At 54.4% G+C, this 22,720-nt stretch carries 24 protein-coding genes; 23 read left to right on the top strand and 1 reads right to left on the bottom strand.

Translation table 11 applies throughout. The features are described 5' to 3' along the window. Positions 1 to 23 precede the first annotated feature (23 nt). From MJ257_RS07405 to MJ257_RS07505, 21 genes are all read left to right on the top strand, one after another. Positions 24 to 1,010: a LamG domain-containing protein gene (locus tag MJ257_RS07405; RefSeq protein ID WP_240268626.1), complete on the top strand. Its 987-nt coding sequence runs from the start codon at positions 24 to 26 to the stop codon at positions 1,008 to 1,010. 134 nt (positions 1,011 to 1,144) lie between these two features. Continuing rightward, positions 1,145 to 1,528, top strand: a complete 384-nt coding sequence (locus MJ257_RS07410; RefSeq protein ID WP_240268627.1) for a nuclear transport factor 2 family protein — start codon at positions 1,145 to 1,147, stop codon at positions 1,526 to 1,528. Between the two features lie 14 nt (positions 1,529 to 1,542). After that, on the top strand, positions 1,543 to 2,085 hold the full coding sequence (locus MJ257_RS07415; protein WP_240268674.1) for a histidine phosphatase family protein: 543 nt from the start codon (positions 1,543 to 1,545) through the stop codon (positions 2,083 to 2,085). 36 nt (positions 2,086 to 2,121) lie between these two features. Next, on the top strand, positions 2,122 to 2,916 hold the full coding sequence (locus MJ257_RS07420) for a phosphotransferase (RefSeq protein ID WP_240268628.1): 795 nt from the start codon (positions 2,122 to 2,124) through the stop codon (positions 2,914 to 2,916). Between the two features lie 24 nt (positions 2,917 to 2,940). Then, positions 2,941 to 3,441, top strand: a complete 501-nt coding sequence (locus tag MJ257_RS07425; protein ID WP_240268629.1) for a GNAT family N-acetyltransferase — start codon at positions 2,941 to 2,943, stop codon at positions 3,439 to 3,441. A 1-nt stretch (position 3,442) separates the two neighbouring features. Then, positions 3,443 to 3,868, top strand: a complete 426-nt coding sequence (locus MJ257_RS07430; protein WP_275693728.1) for a GNAT family N-acetyltransferase — start codon at positions 3,443 to 3,445, stop codon at positions 3,866 to 3,868. A 40-nt stretch (positions 3,869 to 3,908) separates the two neighbouring features. Further along, the gene (gene aac(6') / locus MJ257_RS07435) at positions 3,909 to 4,349 is read left to right on the top strand and encodes an aminoglycoside 6'-N-acetyltransferase (RefSeq protein ID WP_240268631.1); all 441 of its coding nucleotides are present in this window, start codon (positions 3,909 to 3,911) and stop codon (positions 4,347 to 4,349) included. 21 nt (positions 4,350 to 4,370) lie between these two features. Continuing rightward, positions 4,371 to 4,913 carry a GNAT family N-acetyltransferase gene (locus MJ257_RS07440; RefSeq protein ID WP_240268632.1) on the top strand — a complete coding sequence of 181 codons (543 nt, stop codon included), beginning with the start codon at positions 4,371 to 4,373 and terminating at the stop codon, positions 4,911 to 4,913. Next, positions 4,910 to 5,476, top strand: coding sequence for an ATP-binding protein (locus MJ257_RS07445; RefSeq protein WP_240268633.1), 567 nt, complete (start codon positions 4,910 to 4,912; stop codon positions 5,474 to 5,476). Before MJ257_RS07440 ends, MJ257_RS07445 begins: the two co-directional genes overlap by 4 nt. Further along, the gene (locus tag MJ257_RS07450) at positions 5,473 to 5,877 is read left to right on the top strand and encodes a GNAT family N-acetyltransferase (protein WP_240268634.1); all 405 of its coding nucleotides are present in this window, start codon (positions 5,473 to 5,475) and stop codon (positions 5,875 to 5,877) included. Before MJ257_RS07445 ends, MJ257_RS07450 begins: the two co-directional genes overlap by 4 nt. Before the next feature lie 167 nt (positions 5,878 to 6,044). After that, positions 6,045 to 7,061, top strand: coding sequence for an NAD-dependent epimerase/dehydratase family protein (locus tag MJ257_RS07455; RefSeq protein WP_240268675.1), 1,017 nt, complete (start codon positions 6,045 to 6,047; stop codon positions 7,059 to 7,061). Further along, a complete protein-coding gene (locus tag MJ257_RS07460; RefSeq protein WP_240268635.1) occupies positions 7,061 to 8,143 on the top strand; it encodes a dihydrodipicolinate synthase family protein in 1,083 nt (360 codons plus the stop codon). Before MJ257_RS07455 ends, MJ257_RS07460 begins: the two co-directional genes overlap by 1 nt. Before the next feature lie 66 nt (positions 8,144 to 8,209). Continuing rightward, on the top strand, positions 8,210 to 10,279 hold the full coding sequence (locus tag MJ257_RS07465; protein ID WP_240268636.1) for an alginate lyase family protein: 2,070 nt from the start codon (positions 8,210 to 8,212) through the stop codon (positions 10,277 to 10,279). Positions 10,280 to 10,416: 137 nt separating this feature from the next. Further along, the gene (locus tag MJ257_RS07470; RefSeq protein WP_240268637.1) at positions 10,417 to 11,814 is read left to right on the top strand and encodes an ABC transporter substrate-binding protein; all 1,398 of its coding nucleotides are present in this window, start codon (positions 10,417 to 10,419) and stop codon (positions 11,812 to 11,814) included. A 39-nt stretch (positions 11,815 to 11,853) separates the two neighbouring features. Then, positions 11,854 to 12,825, top strand: a complete 972-nt coding sequence (locus tag MJ257_RS07475) for a carbohydrate ABC transporter permease (RefSeq protein WP_372489754.1) — start codon at positions 11,854 to 11,856, stop codon at positions 12,823 to 12,825. Further along, the gene (locus MJ257_RS07480) at positions 12,822 to 13,637 is read left to right on the top strand and encodes a carbohydrate ABC transporter permease (RefSeq protein ID WP_240268639.1); all 816 of its coding nucleotides are present in this window, start codon (positions 12,822 to 12,824) and stop codon (positions 13,635 to 13,637) included. Before MJ257_RS07475 ends, MJ257_RS07480 begins: the two co-directional genes overlap by 4 nt. A gap of 70 nt (positions 13,638 to 13,707) precedes the next feature. Further along, complete coding sequence (locus tag MJ257_RS07485; RefSeq protein WP_240268640.1) at positions 13,708 to 14,700, top strand: Gfo/Idh/MocA family protein; 993 nt, start codon at positions 13,708 to 13,710, stop codon at positions 14,698 to 14,700. 19 nt (positions 14,701 to 14,719) lie between these two features. After that, on the top strand, positions 14,720 to 15,550 hold the full coding sequence (locus MJ257_RS07490; protein ID WP_240268641.1) for a sugar phosphate isomerase/epimerase family protein: 831 nt from the start codon (positions 14,720 to 14,722) through the stop codon (positions 15,548 to 15,550). Continuing rightward, positions 15,516 to 16,838, top strand: a complete 1,323-nt coding sequence (locus MJ257_RS07495) for a helix-turn-helix domain-containing protein (RefSeq protein ID WP_240268642.1) — start codon at positions 15,516 to 15,518, stop codon at positions 16,836 to 16,838. The genes MJ257_RS07490 and MJ257_RS07495 overlap by 35 nt, the downstream gene beginning before the upstream one ends. Before the next feature lie 93 nt (positions 16,839 to 16,931). Continuing rightward, entirely contained in the window at positions 16,932 to 18,230 is a 1,299-nt protein-coding gene (locus tag MJ257_RS07500) for a hypothetical protein (protein ID WP_240268643.1), read from the top strand. Next, complete coding sequence (locus MJ257_RS07505; RefSeq protein ID WP_240268644.1) at positions 18,227 to 19,210, top strand: dihydrodipicolinate synthase family protein; 984 nt, start codon at positions 18,227 to 18,229, stop codon at positions 19,208 to 19,210. Before MJ257_RS07500 ends, MJ257_RS07505 begins: the two co-directional genes overlap by 4 nt. A gap of 12 nt (positions 19,211 to 19,222) precedes the next feature. On the opposite strand, the gene MJ257_RS07510 is transcribed toward MJ257_RS07505, so the two are convergent. Next, positions 19,223 to 21,517 carry an Ig-like domain-containing protein gene (locus MJ257_RS07510; RefSeq protein WP_240268645.1) on the bottom strand — a complete coding sequence of 765 codons (2,295 nt, stop codon included), beginning with the start codon at positions 21,515 to 21,517 and terminating at the stop codon, positions 19,223 to 19,225. A 218-nt stretch (positions 21,518 to 21,735) separates the two neighbouring features. On the opposite strand from MJ257_RS07510, the gene MJ257_RS07515 reads away from it, so the two are divergent. Continuing rightward, positions 21,736 to 22,215, top strand: coding sequence for a DinB family protein (locus MJ257_RS07515; RefSeq protein ID WP_240268646.1), 480 nt, complete (start codon positions 21,736 to 21,738; stop codon positions 22,213 to 22,215). Continuing rightward, positions 22,212 to 22,646 (top strand): VOC family protein, encoded by a 435-nt coding sequence (locus MJ257_RS07520; protein WP_240268647.1) that lies wholly within the window; start codon positions 22,212 to 22,214, stop codon positions 22,644 to 22,646. Before MJ257_RS07515 ends, MJ257_RS07520 begins: the two co-directional genes overlap by 4 nt. The last annotated feature ends 74 nt before the right edge of the window (positions 22,647 to 22,720 follow it).

Consider the following 22,720-nt stretch of genomic DNA (forward strand, 5'->3'; position numbering starts at 1 on the left):
CGATCTTATGGGAGATGTTTAAGATGAGTGATTTCCAAGTTGATGTAACAAAAGGGAGTGAGTTCATTTTACAGGATCAGGCTGAGGCCTCCGTTAAGAACTGGCGGGGAGTAGAAAGTCTGTGCCTGAATGGACTGGCCATCCTCCCGCATTTGTCTATTTCTGAGGGCAGCATTGACGTCTATGTCGGTTCGGATGAAGCGAGCTATTGCGGAATTGCTTTTCGAATTTCGGACCCATTGAACTATGAACTAGCTTATGGGCAACCTCATACTAGCGGGAGATGGGACGCCTTGCAATATGATCCTGTATTTCGTGGAATGAACACATGGCAAATATATCACGGGGTTGGTGCACAGCAGACGGTTGAAATTCCAATGGGCGATTGGTTTCATTTAAGAGTAGACTTTAAAGACCGCCGTGCCGTGATTCGATTAAACGATCAACCCCCACTTGTCGTACCTCAATTAGCTCACGGCCACGAAAAAGGGCTCATCGGATTATGGAGTTATAAGCCCGCTTATTTCCGTGACTTGCGTATAAGTGATTCATCCCGTATTTCTGATATGAACTTTATCGACACAAACGAATCTATGCCTGAAGGAGTCATAACGAAATGGTTCCTTCATGATTATGGTCTCGTTACCTGTGAAGCGAACGGAAGATTAAATTTACATCGTTATCTTCCTGCATCTGTGTCAGAGGCAAGACTAACACGGAAGTTTGAATTAAACAATGAATCAACCGTCACTCTGAAATATGGTTTTAGCGACGAAATCACTCTGTTCATCGATGGAAAGATTGTTTTCGAGGGAGAAAAGAAGTTTACAATTTCATCAGAATGGAATGACCAGGGGTATGTATCCTTTAGTCATGAACTGACGTTACCCTTATCTTCGGGGGCTCATTGCATCGACATTCGGTTGAAAAGAACAGAAACGTTTGGATTTGGTTTTTGTTTATCTCTGCTCAACGACCAGTTGGCAAAATACGAACAAATGTTCTTTTGAATTGTGGAAGGTTATGGTATTATTGGTGGAGGAATTTGAATCTAAAGGTGTAACTTCAAGAGAACAAGAACCCACCCATTGGGTGGGAACATCACGCCTGTGAGCTTCATTTATGGTAGGTGAGGAGGCTTTCCATGAACCGGGATCAGGCCATTGGGTTGATTACGTCCTATTTCGAATCATGGGTCGAGCAAAACGCAGATCAATTTAGACGCACGATCCATGAAGATGGTGTGGTTAGAGAATGCACGGGAGCCGTCATCCAAGGGAAACATCAACTGGAGCGATGGTTTACGGAGTGGAATGAAAGCGGAAACAAGGTGCTCTATTGGAACATCCACCATATTGGTTATGACCCCGAGAAATTGTCCGCATTTGTTGAATGGTCCTTCAAATGTTGTTTTGAAGGGATCGAATACGAATGGGACGGGGCTAGCGTGGTTTATTTTCGAGACGCTCTTATCGTAGAATTAAACGAATACGAGATGAAACGGGAGAAATTCCATCCCTATCAATAGCAGTAGGTGAGATGATGAAGCGGATTTACCTCATAAGGCATTGTAAGGCAAACGGTCAGGAGCCCGCTGCGGAACTTACGGAAGAGGGGTATCTTCAAGCAAGGCAATTGGCGGATATGTTAGGTGACCGATCTATCGGTCGCATTGTCGCCAGCCCCTATCAAAGGGCAATCGCAACGATACAACCGCTAGCCGAGCGAGTAGGTTTACCCATCCAAAGGGATGATCGACTCGGTGAGCGGATTTTGTCGACGAACGACCTGCCAGATTGGATGGATCACTTAAGGCTGTCGTTTGATGATCTCGATTTGAAGCTGCCGGGCGGCGAATCCTCACGCGAGGCGATGATCCGGGGAGCATCTGTCATCGAAGACCTCATTCAACGGCCAGGGGAGAGTGTAGCCGTGGTGACGCACGGGAATTTGATGTCCCTGGTCTTGAAATATTATGATGATTCATTTGGGTTCGAGGCTTGGCGACAGCTTTCAAATCCGGATGTGTATGAGCTTAGTTTCTTTAGCGATGGGCGAAGGGATATCAAACGTCTGTGGAAATAAACCGATAGCTTTACATAGAAGGATGGAGGATTGAACTTGTCCGAACACGAAGAAATCCTGAATGGCGGAAATATCAATCAGGTCGTGAGAGTTGGGGGAACCGTCCGCAGAGATGCCAAACCCAATCCATACGTTTATGATTTGCTCAAGCATCTTGAAAACCAAGGGTATGCCCACTCTCCGAGATATTTGGGGCGAGATGAGCAGGGGAGGGAAATTCTTACCTACCTGGAAGGTGACGTACCTGGCAACCGCTATCCGGAAATCGAAGCCTATATGTGGTCCGACGACGTGCTAATTGAACTTGCCAAGCTTCTGAGGAGCTATCATGAGGCCACCTTAGGATTTACTTCGTCCGTGGAATCGATGAATGGCTACCCCGATCAGGCTTTGCATGAAGTGGTCTGCCATAACGATGCGGCGTTGTATAACGTTGTGTTTCAGCACAACCGGCCGGCAGGAATCATAGATTTTGACATGGCCGGCCCCGGTCCACGATTGTGGGATATCGCCTATACCTTGTACACCTCCGTTCCCCTCGCAAGTTTTGCGCCGGGGGAAGCGGACCGCGAGGTTATCCCTTATGATCAAGAACGTCATGCTGCTTCGAGAAAAAGAAGGATCGAGCGATTCTTTCAATCCTACGGAATGAATGTCCCGGGAGATCTCAAGGATTGGGTTATCTCTCGAATTCAAGCCATGTGCACCACCTTATCCGATCGTGCTGCTTCCGGGGATCCGGCTTTTCTCAAGCTAGTTAAGGAAGGCCATTTAGCTCACTACGAGAAGGAAATTAGATTTCTGGAGGAGCATTTTGAGGATTGGACTTAACACCCTAGAAGAAGGCGGTACGAAATGAACTATCCGAACATAACAACCGAAAGACTATTTATGAGAGAATTGACTTTGGCTGATGCAGAGGCCGTTTTCAGGCATTTTTCGGTGTCGGAGGTCACGAGGTTTATGGATATTGAGGTTTGTAAAGATGTGCGGGAGGCCGAAGAGATCATCGCCTTCCATATCCAGGACTCGGGTTGCCGGTACGGATTATTCAGCAAAGAAACCAAGGAACTCATCGGGACCTGCGGTTACCATTGCTGGTCTACCGAAGACTATCAGGAAACCAAAGCGGAAATCGGGTTTGATTTAGCTCCGGGTTATTGGGGCAAGGGGCTGATGCAGGAGGCTTTGAACCCGTTAATCCGTATAGGGTTTGAACTTATGGGGTTGGACTATATCGAGGCGACGACGGAAGTCGATAACCTCCAGTCTCAGAGGTTGCTTCAGAAGTTGGGATTTCATCAAGAAAGCGAGTTAAAGGAAGGGCTATTGTATTTTACATTGAGGAGAAGATGATTTGAGCACGGAATACACCATAATTCATAGAGTACCTACATTTGACGAATACACCCGGCTTTGTACGGCCGTGGGTTGGAAAGAGTTTATGAACTTCGAGGTCGCCGACAAATCCTTAAGCCAATCGATATTCGGAGTTGTTGTGGAGCGGAAGGGTGAAGCGATCGGGATGGGCCGGATCGTGGGGGACGGGCAGATTTATTTTTACATTCAGGATGTTGCCGTAGATCCCGATCATCAAGGCCATGGCGTGGGAAGAAGGATTATGGAGGCTTTGATGAATTACCTAAAGGAAAATGCACCGGAAAAAGCTTTCGTTGGCCTGTTTGCCTCCCACGGGAAGGAAGCGTTTTATCGTCAGTTCGGGCTTAACGACCATGAAGGAATGACGGGAATGTTTGGCGTAGTGACCCAGCCTAAGAACTAAGCGATCTAGGCTGGGTTGTTTCTATATTGGGAGGGTTCAAATGAGAATCGAGCAAGCAAATCAAACGAATCTGGATGCCGTAACTCACTTAGCGTTGAAGCTTTGGCCGGAACATGAATGGACGGAGCTTCGGGACGAATTCGAAGAATTGCTAGCATCCGAGAAAGATCAGGTCTATCTTGCTGCCATTGAAGACAGCTATATCGGATTCTTGCATATGTCCCTGCGTTTTGATTATGTTGAAGGCTCCAGTTCAAGTCCCGTCGGGTACGTGGAAGGAATCTACGTCGACGAGAACCATCGGAATCAAGGCGTCTCCAGGAAACTGGTGGAAGCGGGGGAAGGATGGGCGAAGTCTTTGGGATGTAAAGAGTTGGGATCGGATACAGGATGGGATAACCTTGCAAGCCAATCGTTTCACCAAAAGATTGGATTTAGGGAAGCCGGAAGAATCGTGGCGTTTATTAAGGAGATAGAATAATCTCGAAAGGATGAACTAGGGATGTCCCATCTAATTGGAGACAAGATTGTTCTCAGAGAATACCGTGATTCGGATTTGGACTTTATTCAACGATGGGTGAATGATCCGGAAATAACCAGCACTCTTTCGGATAACTTCTTATATCCTCATTCCAGGGTGGAGACAGAAGCCTTCTTTCGGGCGATGGTTGAAGGGAAGTCTAGTAATAAAAGTTTTGTCATTGGGGCAAGGGACTCCTTGGAGTATATAGGCCAAATTGACCTATATAAAATAGACTGGAAGAATCGATTTGCATCCTTAGCTGTCGTTATCGGAAGAAAAGAATGTTTGGGCAAAGGGTATGGCACTGAAGCCATTCGACTGTTGCTGAAATTTGCTTTCGAAGAACTCAATTTAAATCGAATTGATCTCGAAGTATACGAGTATAACGAAAGAGCTTACCATTGCTATCTAAAATGTGGGTTCAAAGAGGAAGGGAGACTCCGACAGAAGGTTTTCCGTGTGGGGCGATATTGGGATAGCATCATCATGAGTATTTTAAGAAGCGAGTATGAGCAGTTATGAACCGCTTTGTCATCATGACGGTGGGATTGACGCATAGCGGAAAAACGACATTCGCCAGAGAACTTGAAACAGCGATGCCGCAAGCGGTGGTGATTGATCAGGACAATCATGCTGCGTTTATTAACCAGAATTATATGAAACTACGCCCCTCGGAAGGGCCAAACACGTTAAAGTTCTCGATCACCAACACTATAGTGGATTATGCGGTAGAGCACAGTCACTTGCACATCATTTTGTGTAATTCGAATCTGCATGGACCCTCGCGAAGGAATGTGCTTCGTTATTTTCTAGAGCAGGGATTTAAGCGAATTCTGGTCTGCTTTGATTTGCCCTTGAGCTTGCTGGAAGAACGAGTTGAAAAGACGCAGAGGAACAAAACGATTTTTCGAAGTGCGTCTAGTTTCCGGGAAATCTTGGAACGACAAAGCGGCTTGAAACAGGATCGACCAGGCACAGAGGAAGCGGAATATCGATTTGTCATCCAGGATCCGAGTGATGTTCCTGCAATCCTTAGGCAGATCCGGGATCTTTGCTTGGAGAACGAACAGGGGGAGCTAACGTGAACATTGAATATGCTACCGAAGCAGACATCCGTTACATCACCGAAAGGGACAAGCATATCGCCAAGCTGCTGATTCCAACCAAAGTGATGGCGAAGGAGATCTACATCCTTCGGAAATCCGACCAAGAGATCGGCTGGATGAGGTACGGTTATTTTTGGGACAACACGCCGTTTATGAACCTGATCTGGATCGACGAGCCTTATCGGGGTCAAGGCTTCGGCAAGCAGGTCGTCTTGCATTGGGAAGCACAAATGAGAGAGATGGGATTTCAAATGGTGATGACCTCGACGCAATCCAACGAAGAGGCGCAGCATTTCTACCGAAAGCTAGGATATATGGATGTCGGATGTTTGTTGCAGGAGAAGGATCCACTCGAAGTATTTTTGTCCAAAAAGCTATAGCTTAGAAGATGAGTAGGAGGGTATCGGCGCAGCCGGTACCCTCCTGTTGCGTTATTTCGGGCGATATAAGGTCGTTGTCTGGAATTCCTGCCGCTTCTACGATAAAGGGGAAACAGTCGAGTTCTTCGACCGTTGGACTACTACCTTGCATGGAAGAGGTGACGTCGATGAAAACGAGTCTTGAGCTGGAGCAGCGATTAAGCGAGCCCTCAGACCGGTTGGTCCGGGACCTTACCCAATTGGACGGCGATGTTCTGATTCTAGGCGTCGGCGGGAAAATGGGCCCGAGCTTGGCGAAACTCCTTGCCCGGGGCCTGGCTGCCGCAGGGAAAAACGCAAAGGTCACCGGCGTCTCCCGGTTCGCCTCAGGCACGCTGCGGGAGGAGCTGGAGGCCACGGGCACCCGCACCATTTCGGCGGATCTGCTGGATGAAACGGCGTTGTCGCGTTTGCCGGAGGCGCCGAATGTCATTTACATGGCCGGCCATAAATTCGGGACGATGGGGCGAGAGTATTATACCTGGGCGATGAATGCTTATTTGCCGGGGCGAGTGGCGGAGAAATTTAAAGCCTCGCGGATCGTGGCTTTCTCGTCCGGCAATATTTACCCGCTGACGGCGGCCACCCAGGGCGGGGCTTCGGAGGAAACCGCCCCCGCGCCGATCGGCGAATACGCGCAATCCTGCTTGGGGCGGGAGCGGGTGTTTGAATATTTTTCCCGCAAGAATGGTACCCCGCTCGTCAACTTCCGCTTGAATTATGCGATTGATCTGCGGTACGGCATCTTGCTGGAGGTGGCCAAGGCGGTGAAGGAACGGAAGCCCGTCGACCTGAACATGGGCCTGGTCAACGTCATTTGGCAGGGGGACGCCAATGAGATGGCGATCCGTTCGCTGCTGCACTGCGATTCGCCGCCGAGGACGATCAACGTCACCGGGCCGGAGACGGTATCGATCCGTTGGCTGGCCGAGCGGTTTGGCGAAGCCTTCGGGACCCCGCCGGTATTCACCGGAGAGGAACAGGCTACGGCGTTGTTAAGCAATGCTTCCGCATCGCATGCCTTATTGGGGTATCCCCGGGTTTCGCTTCGACAGATGATGCAATGGACGGCGGAGTGGGTCGAGGCAGGTGGAGAGACGTTAGGCAAACCCACGCATTTTCAGGAAAGGGGAGGGAATTTCTGATGGGCGGTTCTCTTCAGTTTAAGCCCGAGCTGCGCCAACTGCTGCACCGGGGAACGGTGATCCCTGCGCACCCGCTGGCGCTGGACGCGGCGCGCCGATTGGATGAGCGCCGGCAACGCGCGTTAACGCGGTATTATATCGCCGCCGGCAGCGGCGGGATCGCGGTAGGCGTCCACTCGACGCAATTCCAGATCCGCGACCCTGAGATCGGTTTGTTCGAACCGGTGCTCCGCCTTGCCGCCGAGGAGGTGGAAGCCGCTGGGCTTCGGCGCCCGTTCCTCAAAGTGGCAGGTATCTGCGGCCCTACCGAGCAAGCGGTTCGAGAAGCCGAGCTGGCTGCCGGGCTCGGTTATGACCTGGGGCTGGTCAGCAATGGCGGGCTGGCGGACTTCAGCGAGGCGGAGCTGATCCGCCGCACAGAAGCGATCTCCGCAGCGCTCCCCGTCTGCGGGTTTTATTTGCAGCCGGCGGTAGGGGGGAAGCTGCTTAGCTACGCGTTTTGGCGCGAGTTGGCGGAATTGCCGGGGGTCAAGGCGATCAAAATCGCCCCTTTTAACCGCTATCAAACCTTGGACGTGGTGCGGGCGGTTTGCGAGTCGAGCCGCCGGGATGAGATCGCACTTTATACCGGAAACGACGATAACATCGTCGCCGATTTGCTCACGGTGTACAGATTCCGCACCGCCGCGGGGCAAACGGTGGAGAAGCGCATCGTCGGCGGTCTGCTGGGCCACTGGGCGGTATGGACGTCCAAAGCGGTGGAGCTGCTCGAAGAGATCATCGCCTTTCGCGAAAGCGGCGCCCCCATCCCTGCGGAGCTGCTAACGCGCGGCGCGCGGATCACCGATGCGAATGCGGCTTTTTTTGATGCGGCCAATGGGTTTCAAGGTTGTCTTCCCGGCATCCATGAAGTGCTGCGCCGCCAAGGCTTGCTGGCCGGACGTTGGTGCCTTGATCCCGAGGAAGAGCTGTCGGCCGGTCAAATAGCAGAAATTGATCGCGTTTATCGCGCATATCCTGATCTTAACGATGATCGGTTTGTCCAAGAAGGGTTGGAGCAGTGGTTGGGGCTTTCGCTTTAGATGGCATCTTCAAGGCTGAAGGCCAATGGCAAGAAAGATGAGTCATGAAGGAGGCAAGCAGAGCAAATGGCGATAGGAGAGCAAGGAAATCCGGGAACATGGCGTTTTTACTGGAGTGAGGAGGATCGTTCCTTCATCGTGGATGCCTGCCGCAAGCATTGGCCTGAAGAAGTGGAGCAGGTGCTTCACCGAGCGGATCTGGCCGCGCGGAATACGTTTATATTCACCCATCGCTGGGATATGGAGCGTTGCGAAGAGGAAGTAACCTTCGAACACGGCATCAATTGGTATTACCGGCACAACGAGGATCTGGAATGGCTCGTGATGCTAAACCGGGCAAGGTACATGGGCGAGCTGGGGCAAGCGTATTGGTTAACCGGTCAAGAATCTTATGCGTTGGCATATATCCGGCTGCTGAAGGATTGGATGGGGCAAAACCCGCTAACTGAAGCGGAAGTGCAGGCGAGCGCCGACCGAAACTTCAATGTCAAAGATACCTGGCGCAAGCTGGACAGCGGCATTCGAATCACCCACTGGCTTAAAGGCTATTACTGTGTACGCAGTTCAGAGCATTGGGGGGCGGAGGAAGAGGCGTTATTCCTCGAAGCGATCCGCCGGCACGGGATGTATCTGCACATCGCCTATACCTCGCATGACCGACAAAGCAATTGGGGATTTCTCGAAACGAACGGCCTGCTTCAATTGGCACTGCTATTTCCCGAACTGGAGGAAGCGGCAACTTGGCAGCAAACCGCGATCCAGCGCTTGGCGGAGATGTGCCCGCTCCAGGTATTTGACGACGGCCTGCAAAATGAACAGAGCAGCATGTATCATCACGAGGTGCTGCATTGCCTGTTCGAATCGGTGTGGCTTGCGGAGCTTAACGGCATCGCGTTGCCGCCTGTCCTGCACGATACCCTAAACCGCATGTATACCGCCTCGCTGACGATCATTCAGCCGGACGGACGCCAGCCGAATTTTAGCGACAGCGATAGTACGGATATACGGGACGTCCTCGCGAGAGGGGCCGTACTGTACCGGCGAGGTGATTTGAAATCACAAGCCTATGCTTCGCTGGATTACGAAGGAATCTGGTATTTCGCGGAAAAAGGGTTCGAGCTTTACGAGAAGCTTGAAGCGACCTCGCCGGAATTCGTCTCCAAGGAGCTGGCGCAAGGCGGGTATGCCTTCATGCGCAGCGATTGGCAGCCGACGGCCCGCTATCTTTGGTTCGATAACGGCCATATGGATGTGATTCGGGCCCACGGACACGACGATGCCCTGCACATCAGCCTGTTTGCTTACGGCCGCGAGTTTCTGGCCGATCCGGGACGGTATACCTACATGGAAACCCGTGATCGCCAGTATTTCAAGGAATCGCTCCAACACAATACAGTGTCCGTTGATGGACGGACGATATCGGACTATGTGGATTCCTGGAAGTGGAGGAACGTCGCTCGTTCGCTCGGCCGCGTATGGCGGACGTCCCCGGATTACGATTATGCCCAAGGGGAACATGACGGCTATTGGCGCTTGCCCTATCCGGTTCAAGTGATGCGGCAAATCCTGTTCGTGAAGCCGGATTATTGGGTTGTCGTCGATACCTGCCGGTCCCATGGCGACGAGGAACACGCCTATGCGTTGCCGTTTCATTTGGCCGAGGGGCTGGAGGTGCGGTATCAGGCCGAGGGTCGCCTCGTGATCGGGGACGCCGGTGACAGCGAGGGACCTGTGCTGCGGATTCTTCCGCTCCACCCCGTGAAGATCGATATCGAACCTAGCTGGATATCGCGCAACTATAACGAAAAGACGTCCGCCTGCAAAGTCGTCCTTCGGCAATCCGGCCAAGGGTTTACGAAGTTTGTCACGGTGTTGTATCCTGCCCTGCAGCAGAGCGAGGCGGTGCCGGTTATCCGAGAACTGGACGTCCTGGACAGCTATGGCAGCCCCGTCCCGAAGGAGCTGGCGACGGCTCTATCGATCACGCATGACGGCGGAGAGGATGCGGTGTTATTTTCGCACCAGGGACCCCGGGGTTATCAGTTTGCCAGCGTTCACCTCAGCGGGGATGTGCTGCTGGTTCGCCGATCTCATGCGGCCGCGTCCCTCGTCCAGACGTTTATCGTGCATGTGTGATGCTCCCCATTTAGGGGCGACTTAAGGACGTTGAACTCTAATTCGAGGTCCATTACTTTGAAGATAACGACATTACCACTCCCATCGACCTTCTTGAAAAAGCTTACACGGAGTGGAATTAAGCAAGGGGGATGGATATGGGACGTCTGGGCATGAAACGGAAAGGGATCGGTTCAATCGTCATCTTGACGTTAGTGTTGCTGATTTCGGCGTGTTCCGGGGGAGGGAACGGGACTCCGTCCGCGAACAGCGGCGGGTCCGGAGGACAGACGGAAGGTCAACAGCAAAATCAGCCGCAGGAGGCGGCCGACAAGCCGGTGGAGCTGAGACTCGGTTATTATTCCTCGGCACAAACCGATGCGAAAATGCAGGAGCTGATCGCCAAGTTTCAGGAGAAGCATCCGAATATCAAGATCAAGACGGAATCCTCGCCGTATAATCAGTTTTTCCAGAAGCTCGATACGCAGATTGCCGCCGAAAGCGCGCCCGACCTCTGGCTGTCCGACGGCGTGCTTGTCCCGAAATACGCAGAGCGCGGCGTTTTAAAGGACCTGACGGAATGGATCGATCGGGACTTGAAGAAGGACGACTATTACGGGCTTGACTTCAATAAAGATGCGAACGGAAAATACTGGGGCGTCCCGCAGGGCATTCAAATCGCGGTCCTCTACTATAACAAAGACATGTTTGACGAAGCCAAGGTCGCGTATCCAACCGAGGACTGGACCTGGGACGATCTCAAGGCGGCGGTCGAGAAGCTGACCAAGGATTCGAACGGGGCATATGCGACGGATGCCGCTTTTGACAAGAATAAAGTCGCGCAATACGGCTTAACGTTCTTCAGCATTACCGAAGGCTGGATGACGGTGCTGAAATCGTACGGCGGGGGGGTTCTGGACGAAACGCTGACGAAGTCGATCATCCATACCCCGGAGAACAAACAGGCGATGGAATGGATCGTGGACGGCATGCAGCGCGAGCTGTTAACCACCCCTTCCGATTTGAAAAGCTTCCAAAGCAACATGGCCCCATTCCCCAGCAAAGCGGCAGCCATGCGCATCGGGATCTATGCCCGCACGATCGACGCCAATGCGGCGGGGCTGAATTATGACGTGACCCTGCTGCCCAAAGGACCGGACGGCAAACGGTTCTCCCCGGTGATCGCCAACTCCTGGGTCATCAACAAGAAGGCGGAAGGGGCCAAAGGCGACGCGGCCTGGGAATGGGTGAAATATTGGGCGACCGAAGACGAAGCGCAAAAGGAATGGGCCGCGCTCGGCGAAGCGGTGCCGGTCAAAAAGTCGGTGGCGAACTCCGAGCAATTCCTGAGCGGCAAGCCGGACAACAAGCAGGCGTTCCTCGACAGCTTCGAATTCGCCGGCACGCTGGACGTCAACGCGGTTTGGAGCGAATGGGTCGGGAAGTTCGGGGACAGCATCAACCGGGCTTTCGAAGGCGAGATCAGCGTCGACGAAGCGTTAACCCAAGCAGACAAGGATGTGCAGCAGGTGCTGGACGATTTCTATAAGAAATAGAGGCGGTTCGTGATAAATCGATCAGAAAGCGTGATGAACATGGCGGAAAAAACGGCGAAACTAAAGGCGGGAGACCCGGCTCGAATCGGGCCTCCTTTGATCCGCAAAAAACGAAGTCGCTTGCATAACGACGGCAAATGGGGGCTCCTGATGGTGACTCCCTATCTCGTTCATTTTCTCGTGTTTGTCCTCGGGTCGCTTCTCGCTTCCTTGTATTTCAGTTTCTCCGAGTATGACATCCTGAACCCGCCCCAATGGACCGGGCTGGACAATTACGCCAAGCTGCTGTACGAGCCGATCTTCTGGAAGGCGCTGGGGAACACCGTTTATTTCACGATCTTATTCGTGCCGCTGCAGACCTTTTTTGCCCTCGTGCTTGCGGTGGCATTAAACCAAAAGCTGCGGGCATTGAAGCTGTTCCGGCTCGCGCATTTCTTGCCCGTCATCTCCTCGTGGACGGTCATTATGTACGTATCGGACGCGGTATTCAACCCCAGGTTCGGCTTTGCCAATTCGTTCCTGCAAGCGATCGGCCTGGATCCCCAAAAATGGCTGCAGGATGAACACCTCGTCATCCCGCTGCTCGTGATGATCGCGGTGTGGAAGGGCATCGGATACATTATGGTGATCTATTTGGCCGGACTGCAAAACGTGCCGTCCGAGGTGTATGAAGCGGCCGAAATCGACGGTGCCGGGACGCTTCAGAAGTTTCGCCGCATCACCGTTCCGCTGATTTCAAGCACCACGTTCCTCGTGTTGATCATGAGCACGATTTCGACGTTTCAGGCGTTCGAGCAAATCTACGTCATGACCGGCGGGGCGATGGATGCATCGTCTGCGGGCGGGCCCAACAAAGCGAGCCTGGTGCTGATGATTTACTTGTATCAGGAGGGCTTCTCCTTCCTGCGCATGGGTTATGCCTCCGCGATCGCCTGGGTGCTGTTCGTGATTTTGTTCTTGTTGACGGTCGTCCAAATGATGCTGCAGAAAAAGTGGGTGCATTACGAATGAAGAAGCGAAAAATCGCCGGCTATACCGTCATCGTCTGCAGTTCGCTCGTCATGCTGCTGCCTTTTCTAACGACGGTGTTTAATTCCTTGAAAAGCTATGCCCAATACACCAAAGTTCCACCGGAGTGGTTTCCTTCTCCCGTGCAGTGGAGCAATTACGTCGAAGTCTGGAAGCTGGGGGCGTTTGGCCAGTATACGATGAACAGTGTCATCATCACCGTGCTGTCGGTTATCGGTGCGCTGATCTCGTGCTCCATGGTGGCCTTCGCGTTTGCCCGATTAAGATTTCCGTTCAAAAATACCCTGTTCCTCGTCGTTCTTGGCACAATGATGATTCCGCCGGTCGTCCTGATCATTCCGCAGTTCGTGATCTTCAAGTCGCTGCATCTGCTCGACACGCTGACGCCGCTGTGGATCATCGAATGGCTGGCCCAGCCGTTTGGCATTTTCCTGATGCGGCAGGCTTTTCTCGGCATCCCCCGGGATTACGAGGAGTCGGCCCGGCTGGACGGCTGCAACCCGATGCAGATTTACTGGCGGATCTTTATGCCGATGTGCAAGCCGACCTTCGCGACGCTGGCGGTGTTCACGTTCATGACGAAATGGAACGAGATTTTATCTCCGGCCATTTTCCTGACGTCGAAGGAGAACTTTACGCTGCCGATCGGCATCTTGTCCATGGCCGGCCAATGGTCGGGCAATGAGCAGTATATGGTGGCCGCCGCGTTAATGAGCTTGATCCCGATCCTGCTCGTGTTTTTGTTCGCGGAGAAATACTTTGTGCAAGGCAGCAATTCCGCCGGCATTAAGTAGGAGGTGGAATTGTGACAAGGCGCGGCTGCAATTCTGCGGCATGAAGTTAAGGCTGTAAAGGAGGGAGTTCATGAGTTACCGGGTTGCATTGATCGGGGCTGGGGGCATTTCGCGCAATCATCTGGACGCGATTCGGGAGTTGGGGCCGGATCGGCTGACCGCGGTGGCGGTGGCGGAACCGGATAAGATGAAGAGGCAGGCGGTGGCGACGGAATATGGCTTGAACTTATACGACGACTATCGGAAGATGATCGTCCAGGAAAAGCCGGACATCGCCATCATCGCGCTGCCGCACCACCTGCACGAGGAATGCTCCGTCTTTTGCGCGGCGAACGGCTGCCACTTGCTGTTGGAGAAGCCGATGGCCTTAAGCTCGGCGTCTTGCGACGCGATTCTGGCTGCAGTAAGGGAAGCCGGGGTAGCGCTGATGGTCGGGCATACGCAGCATTATTTGCCGGCGAACCGGCAAGCGAAGGCATTGATCGAAAGCGGCAGGCTGGGCAAGCTGGTGGCGATTCACGACACCCGGCACAAGGCCTATTTCGGGGAGGAACGGCCGCGCTGGTTCCTTGAGAAGGAGAAGGCCGGAGGCGGCATCCTGATGAATTTGGGCGCCCATTCGATCGACAAAATCCAATGGTTGACCGGCCGACGGGTGGCGAAGGTCAAGGCGGTGCTGAGTTATGAAGCGCCGATCGGCAACGTGGAAGGCAGCGGCGTGGTCCTGGCGGAAACGGAGGGCGGGATCGGTGCGGTGATCGTGCAATCCGGCTATGCGGGCGTGGCGAAAGACGAGACGGAGCTGATTTTTACCGGCGGAATGGCCAGGCTGGTTTCCCACCAAGGCTTATGGATCAGCCGTGACGGGCAATACGAGCCGGCGGAGGGAGATGTCGCCCCAGACGCCGAATCTCCGTTTGCCTCACAGCTTCGTGACCTGCTGGATGCCATTGAACATCGCTCGGAGCCGGAGTGTTCCGGCGAATACGCCAAGTCGGTGATCGCCGTGCTGGAGGCGGTGTACCGTTCGCAGGCTACGGGGGTGGAACAAGTTGTCGAATAAGCAGCCAATCACCCCCGCGATGAAATTCAGTATCTGCTCCACCGGACTCAAAGGGATGAGCATCGAAGAAGTATTGGAAGCAGCTGCTCGGATAGAGCTTGACGGCGTCGAGCTGTGGGACGGCCATCTCGAGGCGTATCTGGACAGCGGCGGCACGACTTACGAGCTTGGGCGGTACTTATTGGAGCATAAGCTAAGCGTTCCGGTGATCAGTACGTACGCCGCCTTTTCCCAAAACGAAGAAGCCGATCTCCAGCAGGTCCAGCGGGCGGCCCGCTGGGCGGCAGAACTGGGCTGCCCGAGGGTTCGCACTTTCGCCGGGCATCTGCCGTCCCGCGAGTCGGACCGTTCGATATGGAACTGCGTATCGTCCGGTTTATCGGAGGCATCGAAAGCTTGCGCGGGGCATGGAGTCCGCCTAGCCATCGAAATGCACAATCGCACGCTGGCCGATACCATGGAGAGTATCGCAAAGCTCCTGGATCGCGGCGGGCCGGAGTTGGAGTTGATCTTCGACGGGTTTAATTTTTTCGTCGATCACCTCGATCCGTTGCCCGCCTTGAATCGGTTCTATCCCCGGATCACCCACGTCCATTTCAAGAACTACAAATGGAACCGCCAGGACTGGGCCCAAAGCGTTCCCGTTTCCGTGCTGCAGGGAGACAGCGATCATCGCGCGATCCTGCGAAAGCTGGCGGAGCTGGAGTATGACGGGTATGTCTCGTTTGAATATTTCGGCGATCAGGTCTTGGAATTAACGCAGTTGTCATGCCTCGAAGTGAAACAGGAATTATCCGGCGGAGGTGCGATCGTCCTTGAACCTGAATGTGGCGGTAATCGGTCCAAGTGACCTGGTGGGTAAGGTGGTGGAAGTCGCAAGCGTGTTTCGGGAGTTAACCATGATCCCGACCCCCTATGTACATGAGCAGGATACGTTAGAGGTTGTGGCATGCGTTCGGGAGCAGGCGGATATCTTGCTCTTCACGGGGCCGATCCCCTATCAGCTTGCGCTTGATAGCGAGCCAGGCCTGCCGATGGTGCACGTGCAATATTCCGGAACCGCGTTTTTTAAGGTGTTGTTTGATTTCTACCGGAATCGTCAGGTAGAGATGGATGGGGAAGTCCGGATCAGCGTAGACGTGCTCCTGCGGCATGAGCTGGAAGAACAGCTAGACGAGTTGGGCCTGGCAAGCCGGCAAATTTACGTCAAATCCTATAGCGCCGGCACGCGCCACGAGGATCTGGTCGCTTTTCACTACGACCTATGGAGCCGGGGGCTCGTCGCGGCCACCGTCACCTGCGTCACTTCGGTATACCAACAGCTTGTCGAGCTCGGCGTTCCCGCCTTTCGCGTCGTGCCTACGCAATCCGCCATCCGAGACGTCCTGAACCGGGCGCTTCTTGAGGGGAAGAACCTGCGGTTATCTAGCACGCAGATGGCCATCGGCATCCTGAGCATTGACCATTTCGAGCGGGTCGTCAAGGAGGCGGCTTCCGAGTACGAAATCCAGCGCAAAAAAATCATTCTTCAGCAAATCCTGATCGACTTCGGCGAGGAAACGCAGTCCTTGATCAACTGGACGGATTCCAATGAAGTCTCCTTCATTACGACGCGCGGGATCATCGAACAGGTCACCCGCAAATTCGAACAGGCGCCGCTGCTGCTGGAAGTGATGGAGCGCCTGCAATGGAAGGCCAGCATCGGGATCGGCCTGGGCCGAACGGCAAACGAGGCGGAAGGGAAAGCCCGGGAAGCGCTGTTGAAAGCCAAAGCGGGCGGAGGAGGCAACTGCTTTCTCATGATGCAGGACGGACAGGTGTATGGGCCGATGGGGTCGGAACTGACGCTGAAATACTCGGCGCGCAGCGAGGACCCGGAGTTGATCTCGATGGCCAAAAAAGCCGGGCTGAGCGTCGGAACGCTAAACCGGCTGATTTCCCTGTGCCGCAGGCTGGACACTCGGGCCTTAACGGCAGCGCAGCTCGCCGAAGGGTTCGGGATTACGCTGCGCAGCGCCCGGCGCATCATGGCCGCGCTGGAGAAATACGAGTTGGCCACGATCGTCGGAGAAGAACAGCCGGTGGGGCGCGGGCGCCCAAGGCAGATTTACGCCCTGCATATCGACGGTTTTTTTTGATCGGGAAAAAATAGGCGTTTCGGAGGACAAAACGGGGGCATGGCGGGCATACAAATGGGGATATAGCATGATTCAAAAAAGGGGATGAAGCTGATGGACCGCCTGATATTGCCCGCCGTGCCCAGCCTCCGCCAAACGGATGAGGCCCGAATCCGCCGCGACTACGAACGCTTCCGGCATACCGGTCTTCCAGCGCGGGTCGAGGCTTATGTGATGGAGGAATACGGCATCGACGTATCCTCGAATTATGGATCCGCTCCGATCAAAAACCCTTTCGGCAAAGCTGCCGGTCAGCTGTCCCTAAATGAATCCCAAGTTCTCACCGATGCGCAGGCAGGCCTAGGGTTTGTCGTGCTGAAGACAGTGATCGCGGAGAACGGACAAGGTCACCGTTCGATGGAAGCTTGGGCCGTTAAGGATACGCGGATGAAGGTGGAGCCCATCGTGGGGACAGAAACGGGCGATACCGGCTGGAACGTGACCTGGCATGGAAGAGGGTGGCATGGGACTTTCGCGGAATACTTGCGTTTTGTCGCTGCCTCGCTCCGCCTTGGACGGGAATGGGGAACCGTTGTCGTGCCCTCCTGCAAATATCATTTGCCGGCGGGGGACGACGACTTCGCGGTGGAGGAATATCTCCATACGACGCAGAGCTTGGCTCAGGTTTGGCGGAAGGCCGGAGCATCGGGTCCGCTTCAATTGGAAAAGGATTTCAGCCCGACCCTGGCCGGATCGGACCGGGCGAAGCAGCAGGAAGCGATCCTGCGGTGGTACCGAGAGGTGCCTAAGCTGATCCGATCGGCCTTGCCGCCGGGCGAAATACGGCTGGGCATCAAGCTGATGAATACGGTGTTCGATGATGACTTTCAGTTGAGGACGATCCGGACGTTGATCGAGGAAGGCGAGGTTCGGCCGGATTACCTGATTTACGCCAATCGGTTATATAACCAAGCTCATCCGGATTCCGCGAAAGGCGGGGCTGCCTACGGCGGGCCCGATTTAAGTCGGCGGAATCTGCGTCTGCTCTCCCGGCTGCGCAGACTGGAGCTGGAAGGAGAACTGTCAGCGCCGGTTCCGGGCATTTCGGGGACGGGTGACGTGCATTCCGGCAAGATGGCGCTGGAATATGCGCTGCGCGGCGCCGAAAGCTTGCAGATGCATACCTTGTTTCAATTGCCTTCCAGCGCGTACGGCATGACCGTCGGCAGCAAGACGGAAAGGGCTTTGCATGAACTGTATTTTCATCCGCGGAACGGATTGGTCACCTGGATGCTTCATTTAAGGGAAACGGGGGGAATCGGACAGCGGGAGGGGATCGCTTCTTTTCGCGAAGTGACCTCCTGGTACCGGGAGCGGGGACGCGATTTCTTCGTGAGGGGGGTACACGAGTGAATCATTACAGGGTAAGACAAGCCTTGGAATGGGGGCTCATCCCGGCCGTACCGGTGCCGCGTACACGCGAAGGACGCATTCACTTGCAGGCGCAGGAGGCTTATGCCCGGTATCTTGCGGCCCAATCCATTGCCGGTGTGGCCGTATGGGCACACACGGGGCGAGGGTTACATATGGCCCGTTCGGAGCGAATGGCGGTGCTGGAGCAGTGGAGAACGGCGCTTGGCGAATCCAAGCTGCTGGTGGCCGGCGTTGGAGCGCTCCCGGATCCTCGTTGGCTGGGCGTTTCCAGGATCAGCCAATGGAAGCAGGAGAGCTTGGCTATGGCAACCGATGCGATCCAGGGGGGAGCGGATGCGCTGCTTGTTTTTCCGCCAGCGCTGTTCCGGGAGCTCCCGGACGCAGAGCTAGATCAAGCCATCGTTGAATATCACCTGGAGTTATCGAAATTAGGCGTCCCGCTTATCTTGTTTTATTTGTATGACGAGGCCGGGGGGATTGCTTACTCCGCCGAGGTTCTGAGAGCCTTGTTGTCCCTTGAGATGACGGCGGGGATCAAAATGGCGACGCTCGACAGCGTCATGACATTACAAGACGTATCTACGCTGATCGCTGACGAATTCCCGGAGCGGCTGTTGATAACCGGGGAGGACCGGATGTTCGGGTACTCGCTGATGCGCGGGGCTCGCGGCGCCTTAGTTGGACTGGGCGCCGCGTTCCCGAACATTCAGCATGACCTGATGCGGGCGTATGCCGCCAAAGACTTCGAGAGGTTCATGGAGTTATCCGGCCGGGTGGACGGCTATGCCGAGAGCACGTTTATCCGCCCGATGGATAAGTATATTTTGCGCATGCTCTGGTGCCTTGCATTGTCCGGCGTGATCCCGGAAGAGGCGGCCAATGACCTCGCCGGTTACAGGATGGACCGGCAGGAAATCGCTTCTCTTCGCCGGGCCATTGAACGGTATCGCTTGTATTAGTCCGCGCTAGGGTTAGGGCTGCGGCCAAACGGCGGTCACGTGCCGGTTCTGATCATAGGCTGAAGCCCAATAGTAACCGGGGGCCACGATCCGCTGCGGCAGAAACCCCACCTCGCCGGACGGGTAGGTTAACGCTTCGGATGAACCGTTGGCGATGCCGTCCGCGTCGGTCACCATTTCGATGTAGCGGCCACCGCTTTGCGTAAACCGGCCGTAAACGGCGGCAGGAACACCTTGGCCCGTTTCGAGATCGATGATTTCCAAGCGGACTTCAGCACGTGTGCCGTTAAAGGTCACGTTCATCCCGCCGACGATCATCGGCCGCAAGTAGGTGGAAGAGGTCGCCGTCGCTGCGGATGCCGCCGGCGAGGTGGCCGGCCCGACATTGCCGCTGATGTCCATGGCCGCAACTTTATAATAATAGGTCGTATTCGGAAGCAATCCCGTGTCCGTATACGTCAAATTTCGGGAGCTTCCGGCCCAATGCGCGTCATCCGGTGTAAAGTCGGGTTCCGTGCCGCGATAGATCAAATAATGCTCGATGTCGGAATTGTCCGTGGCCCGCCCGTAACTTAACTGCACCGATTGAAAGCCGGCAGCCGATGCCAGCGGCGGACCGGGCAAGGCGGAAGGCGGCTCCGTATCCGCAGGATCGACGCGCCAGAGGTGGCCGTCAGGACCCCAGACAGAGGGCAGCCAGCGGATCGAATCGTAGTGGTGCATGGCGATGCCGGCGAAAGCCGGATCCGCCTGGAACGCCGCATACACTTTATCCAGCTCGGCTTCCATATACGCGCGCCCTTCTTCGCGAAACGTGATCGTTTCCGGATCGCCGCTATTTGCGATGTCCAGCGTTTCCACGCCGATCACGACCGAATTCGGCTTGCCGATGGCATTGGCGTAGCTCAGTTCGCCTTGCGCTTGGGCGATGATGCCGACGCTGCCATCCGCCACGTCGCGATAATCCATGATCGAGATATAATCGCTGAGATCCTGAACATGCTCGGATAACCATTTGGTTTCCCCGTTCCACGTAATCTCCTTGGCGCCCTCGCTGCTGTCGAACCAGCGCGGGATGGCCGGGCCGAAGGGCAGGTCAATGCCGGCGGCGTTCCGGCGATCGATCATTTTTTGCAGCACGTCCAGGTATTGCAGTTGAACCGAAGGCTTCTCCGCGTTGAACTCCGGCAGGATATACGGTTCGATGTCCACGTTGACGCCGTCGAATCGTTCGCCCGGAGCGGCAGCGATATTGTAATTGATGACCTTCTCGATTTCCCGGACGGCATACTCGTGATAGGGGGCCAGCGCTCCCATGTAGGGCGGCGTTGTTCCGCCGGCGATGCAGGCCTGAACCTGGTATCCGTTGTCATGGGCCCAACTCACGAAATCGCGTACCTTGTCGGGGGACTCATCGAGAATATCCACCCCGCCGTAGGGGAACACGCCGATGTAAAAGGTCGTGATCGGGTCGGAATCAAAGGTGGCCGTGTCGTCGGCAAAAGCTTTTAGCGCGGATGTGGAACCGGGGTTCAGGAACAGGTTGTAGGCGGCTTTCTCCCAAATCCACATGGCGCGATCCTGCTTCTCGATCGTCACGGGTTCATGCGTTCCGCTTCCCGTGGAGGCATAGACGGTCGCACTTCTGCCGACGTTGCCATACTCGTCGGTCGCCCTGGCTTCCAGACTGGAGGTCTTGTCGCCAAGGTCTTTGGTATTCCAGGTATATTTGTAAAGCTTTCCGGACTTCACGGCTTTCTGCCAAGCCCCGCCATTGATCCGAACTTCGACCGATCGGATTTGATTCCTGGAGTCTACGGAAACGTGAATCGGGGTGGATTTCCCTCTGAGCTGAGCCCCATCGAGCGGATTCGTAATGGAAACGGCAGGTTTCGTCACTTGGGGATTATTCACGCGGATCGTAATGGGCTGACTCGATACGCCGTATCGGGTCGTGCTTTGCGTCCCTCTGGCAAGCAGCGTGATCTCGCCGTCATATCGGCTGGTGTCCAGCTCGGCGCTCCAAACTCCCGAGGCTTCGCCGTTTTCGCTGTCCGTCCAGGTCGGCAATTGATCCGTTCCATTGACGATCAGCACAATGTTGTACGCCTCCATGTACTGGCCGGACACGGTAAGCGTTCCTACCTCCACTTCATCTCCGTTGGCGGGGGCATCAATCGTTACGAGGGAAGCGGCTGAGACCGTTGGGAGGGGGCCGAGCGGGTAAAGCGGAAGGAGAGAAGCGATGCATAGAGCGGCGAACAGCTTGAAGAACCCATCTTTTCGCTTAGCAAGTAACGCAAACATCTAGATCTCCTCACTTCCTTCTTTGAAATAGAGAGACATTTTTCACCATTGTAAACGCTTCACGAATTAGTGAATACTTCCGTAAATCGTCCGAAAAAGGAGGCTTGTCCAGCTCCCAATCCACTTGTATCTTGAGAAGGAAAAAAAGCTTAGTCCGTCTAATTCATTGGATGAGGAATTAGAAGGTGATCAGATCGCCGTTTGAAGGAGGAGAAGGGATGTTGAAATTATTCGAGTATAACTGGCAGGTCCGCAAGGATTGGTTCGACTGGTGCGAGTCGGTCAACGAGGAAGAATTGATGAAAAAACGGGTCGGCGGCCTTGGATACATCCTCCCTACGCTGTATCACATTGTGGCTGTCGAGTATGGTTGGATTTGCGGCGGAATCCAAGGGAAAGCCATTCAAATCCCTTCCTTTGAGGAGGTCGCCGGCTTAGGTCGGGTCCAAGATTTCTCTGCCCTCTGTCATGCGGAAGTCGCCCCCTTTGTTTACGAGTGGAAAGATAGCCTGGAGGACCGCGTGATGATCGACATCACGGATGACGGAGAACGGGAAGCCCATACCTACGGCGAAGTGATGCGGCACGTGATCGCCCATGAGATCCACCATATCGGACAATTATCCGTGTGGTCACGAGAAATCGGTAAGAAGCCGGTGACGGCCAATTTAATAGGCAGGGGGTTATTTCCCGGATGAGCAAATCTTATAAATTTTCCCGGATTGGTTATGTGTATGTGCCAACCTCCAATATCGACAAGTCCATTCGGTGGTATACGGACCATCTGGAGTTTAAATTGATGAATAAATTTGAGGACCGCGGGTCTTACTTGGCCGTGTTGCATCATCCCCATCAACAATCGATTGCGTTATTGTTGATCGAGACGGAAAGTCCCCAACGGCTTGAAATTCTGCGGAACGGAAATCCGTTCCCGATCATGGCGATGAATTGCCCCGATATCGAATATACGCACGGGTTTCTGCGGAATAAGGGGGTGGAGGTGGAAGAGTTGATGACCTTGGGTAACGGGGAAGCCAAGTATTTTTACTTTCGTGATCCTGAGGGGAACCTCCTTGAAGGGGCCTGGTCGATCTGGGATCCGGTCGATGATTACAAGGATGATTTTTGATTTTGAACAGAACAGGACAGGATCAGATCAACTCAACCCGGCTTTAGCATAAATATCCGAAGCCGGGTTGGGCC

The organism is Paenibacillus timonensis, assembly GCF_022427145.1.
GTDB classification, from domain to species: Bacteria; Bacillota; Bacilli; order Paenibacillales; family Paenibacillaceae; genus Fontibacillus; species Fontibacillus timonensis.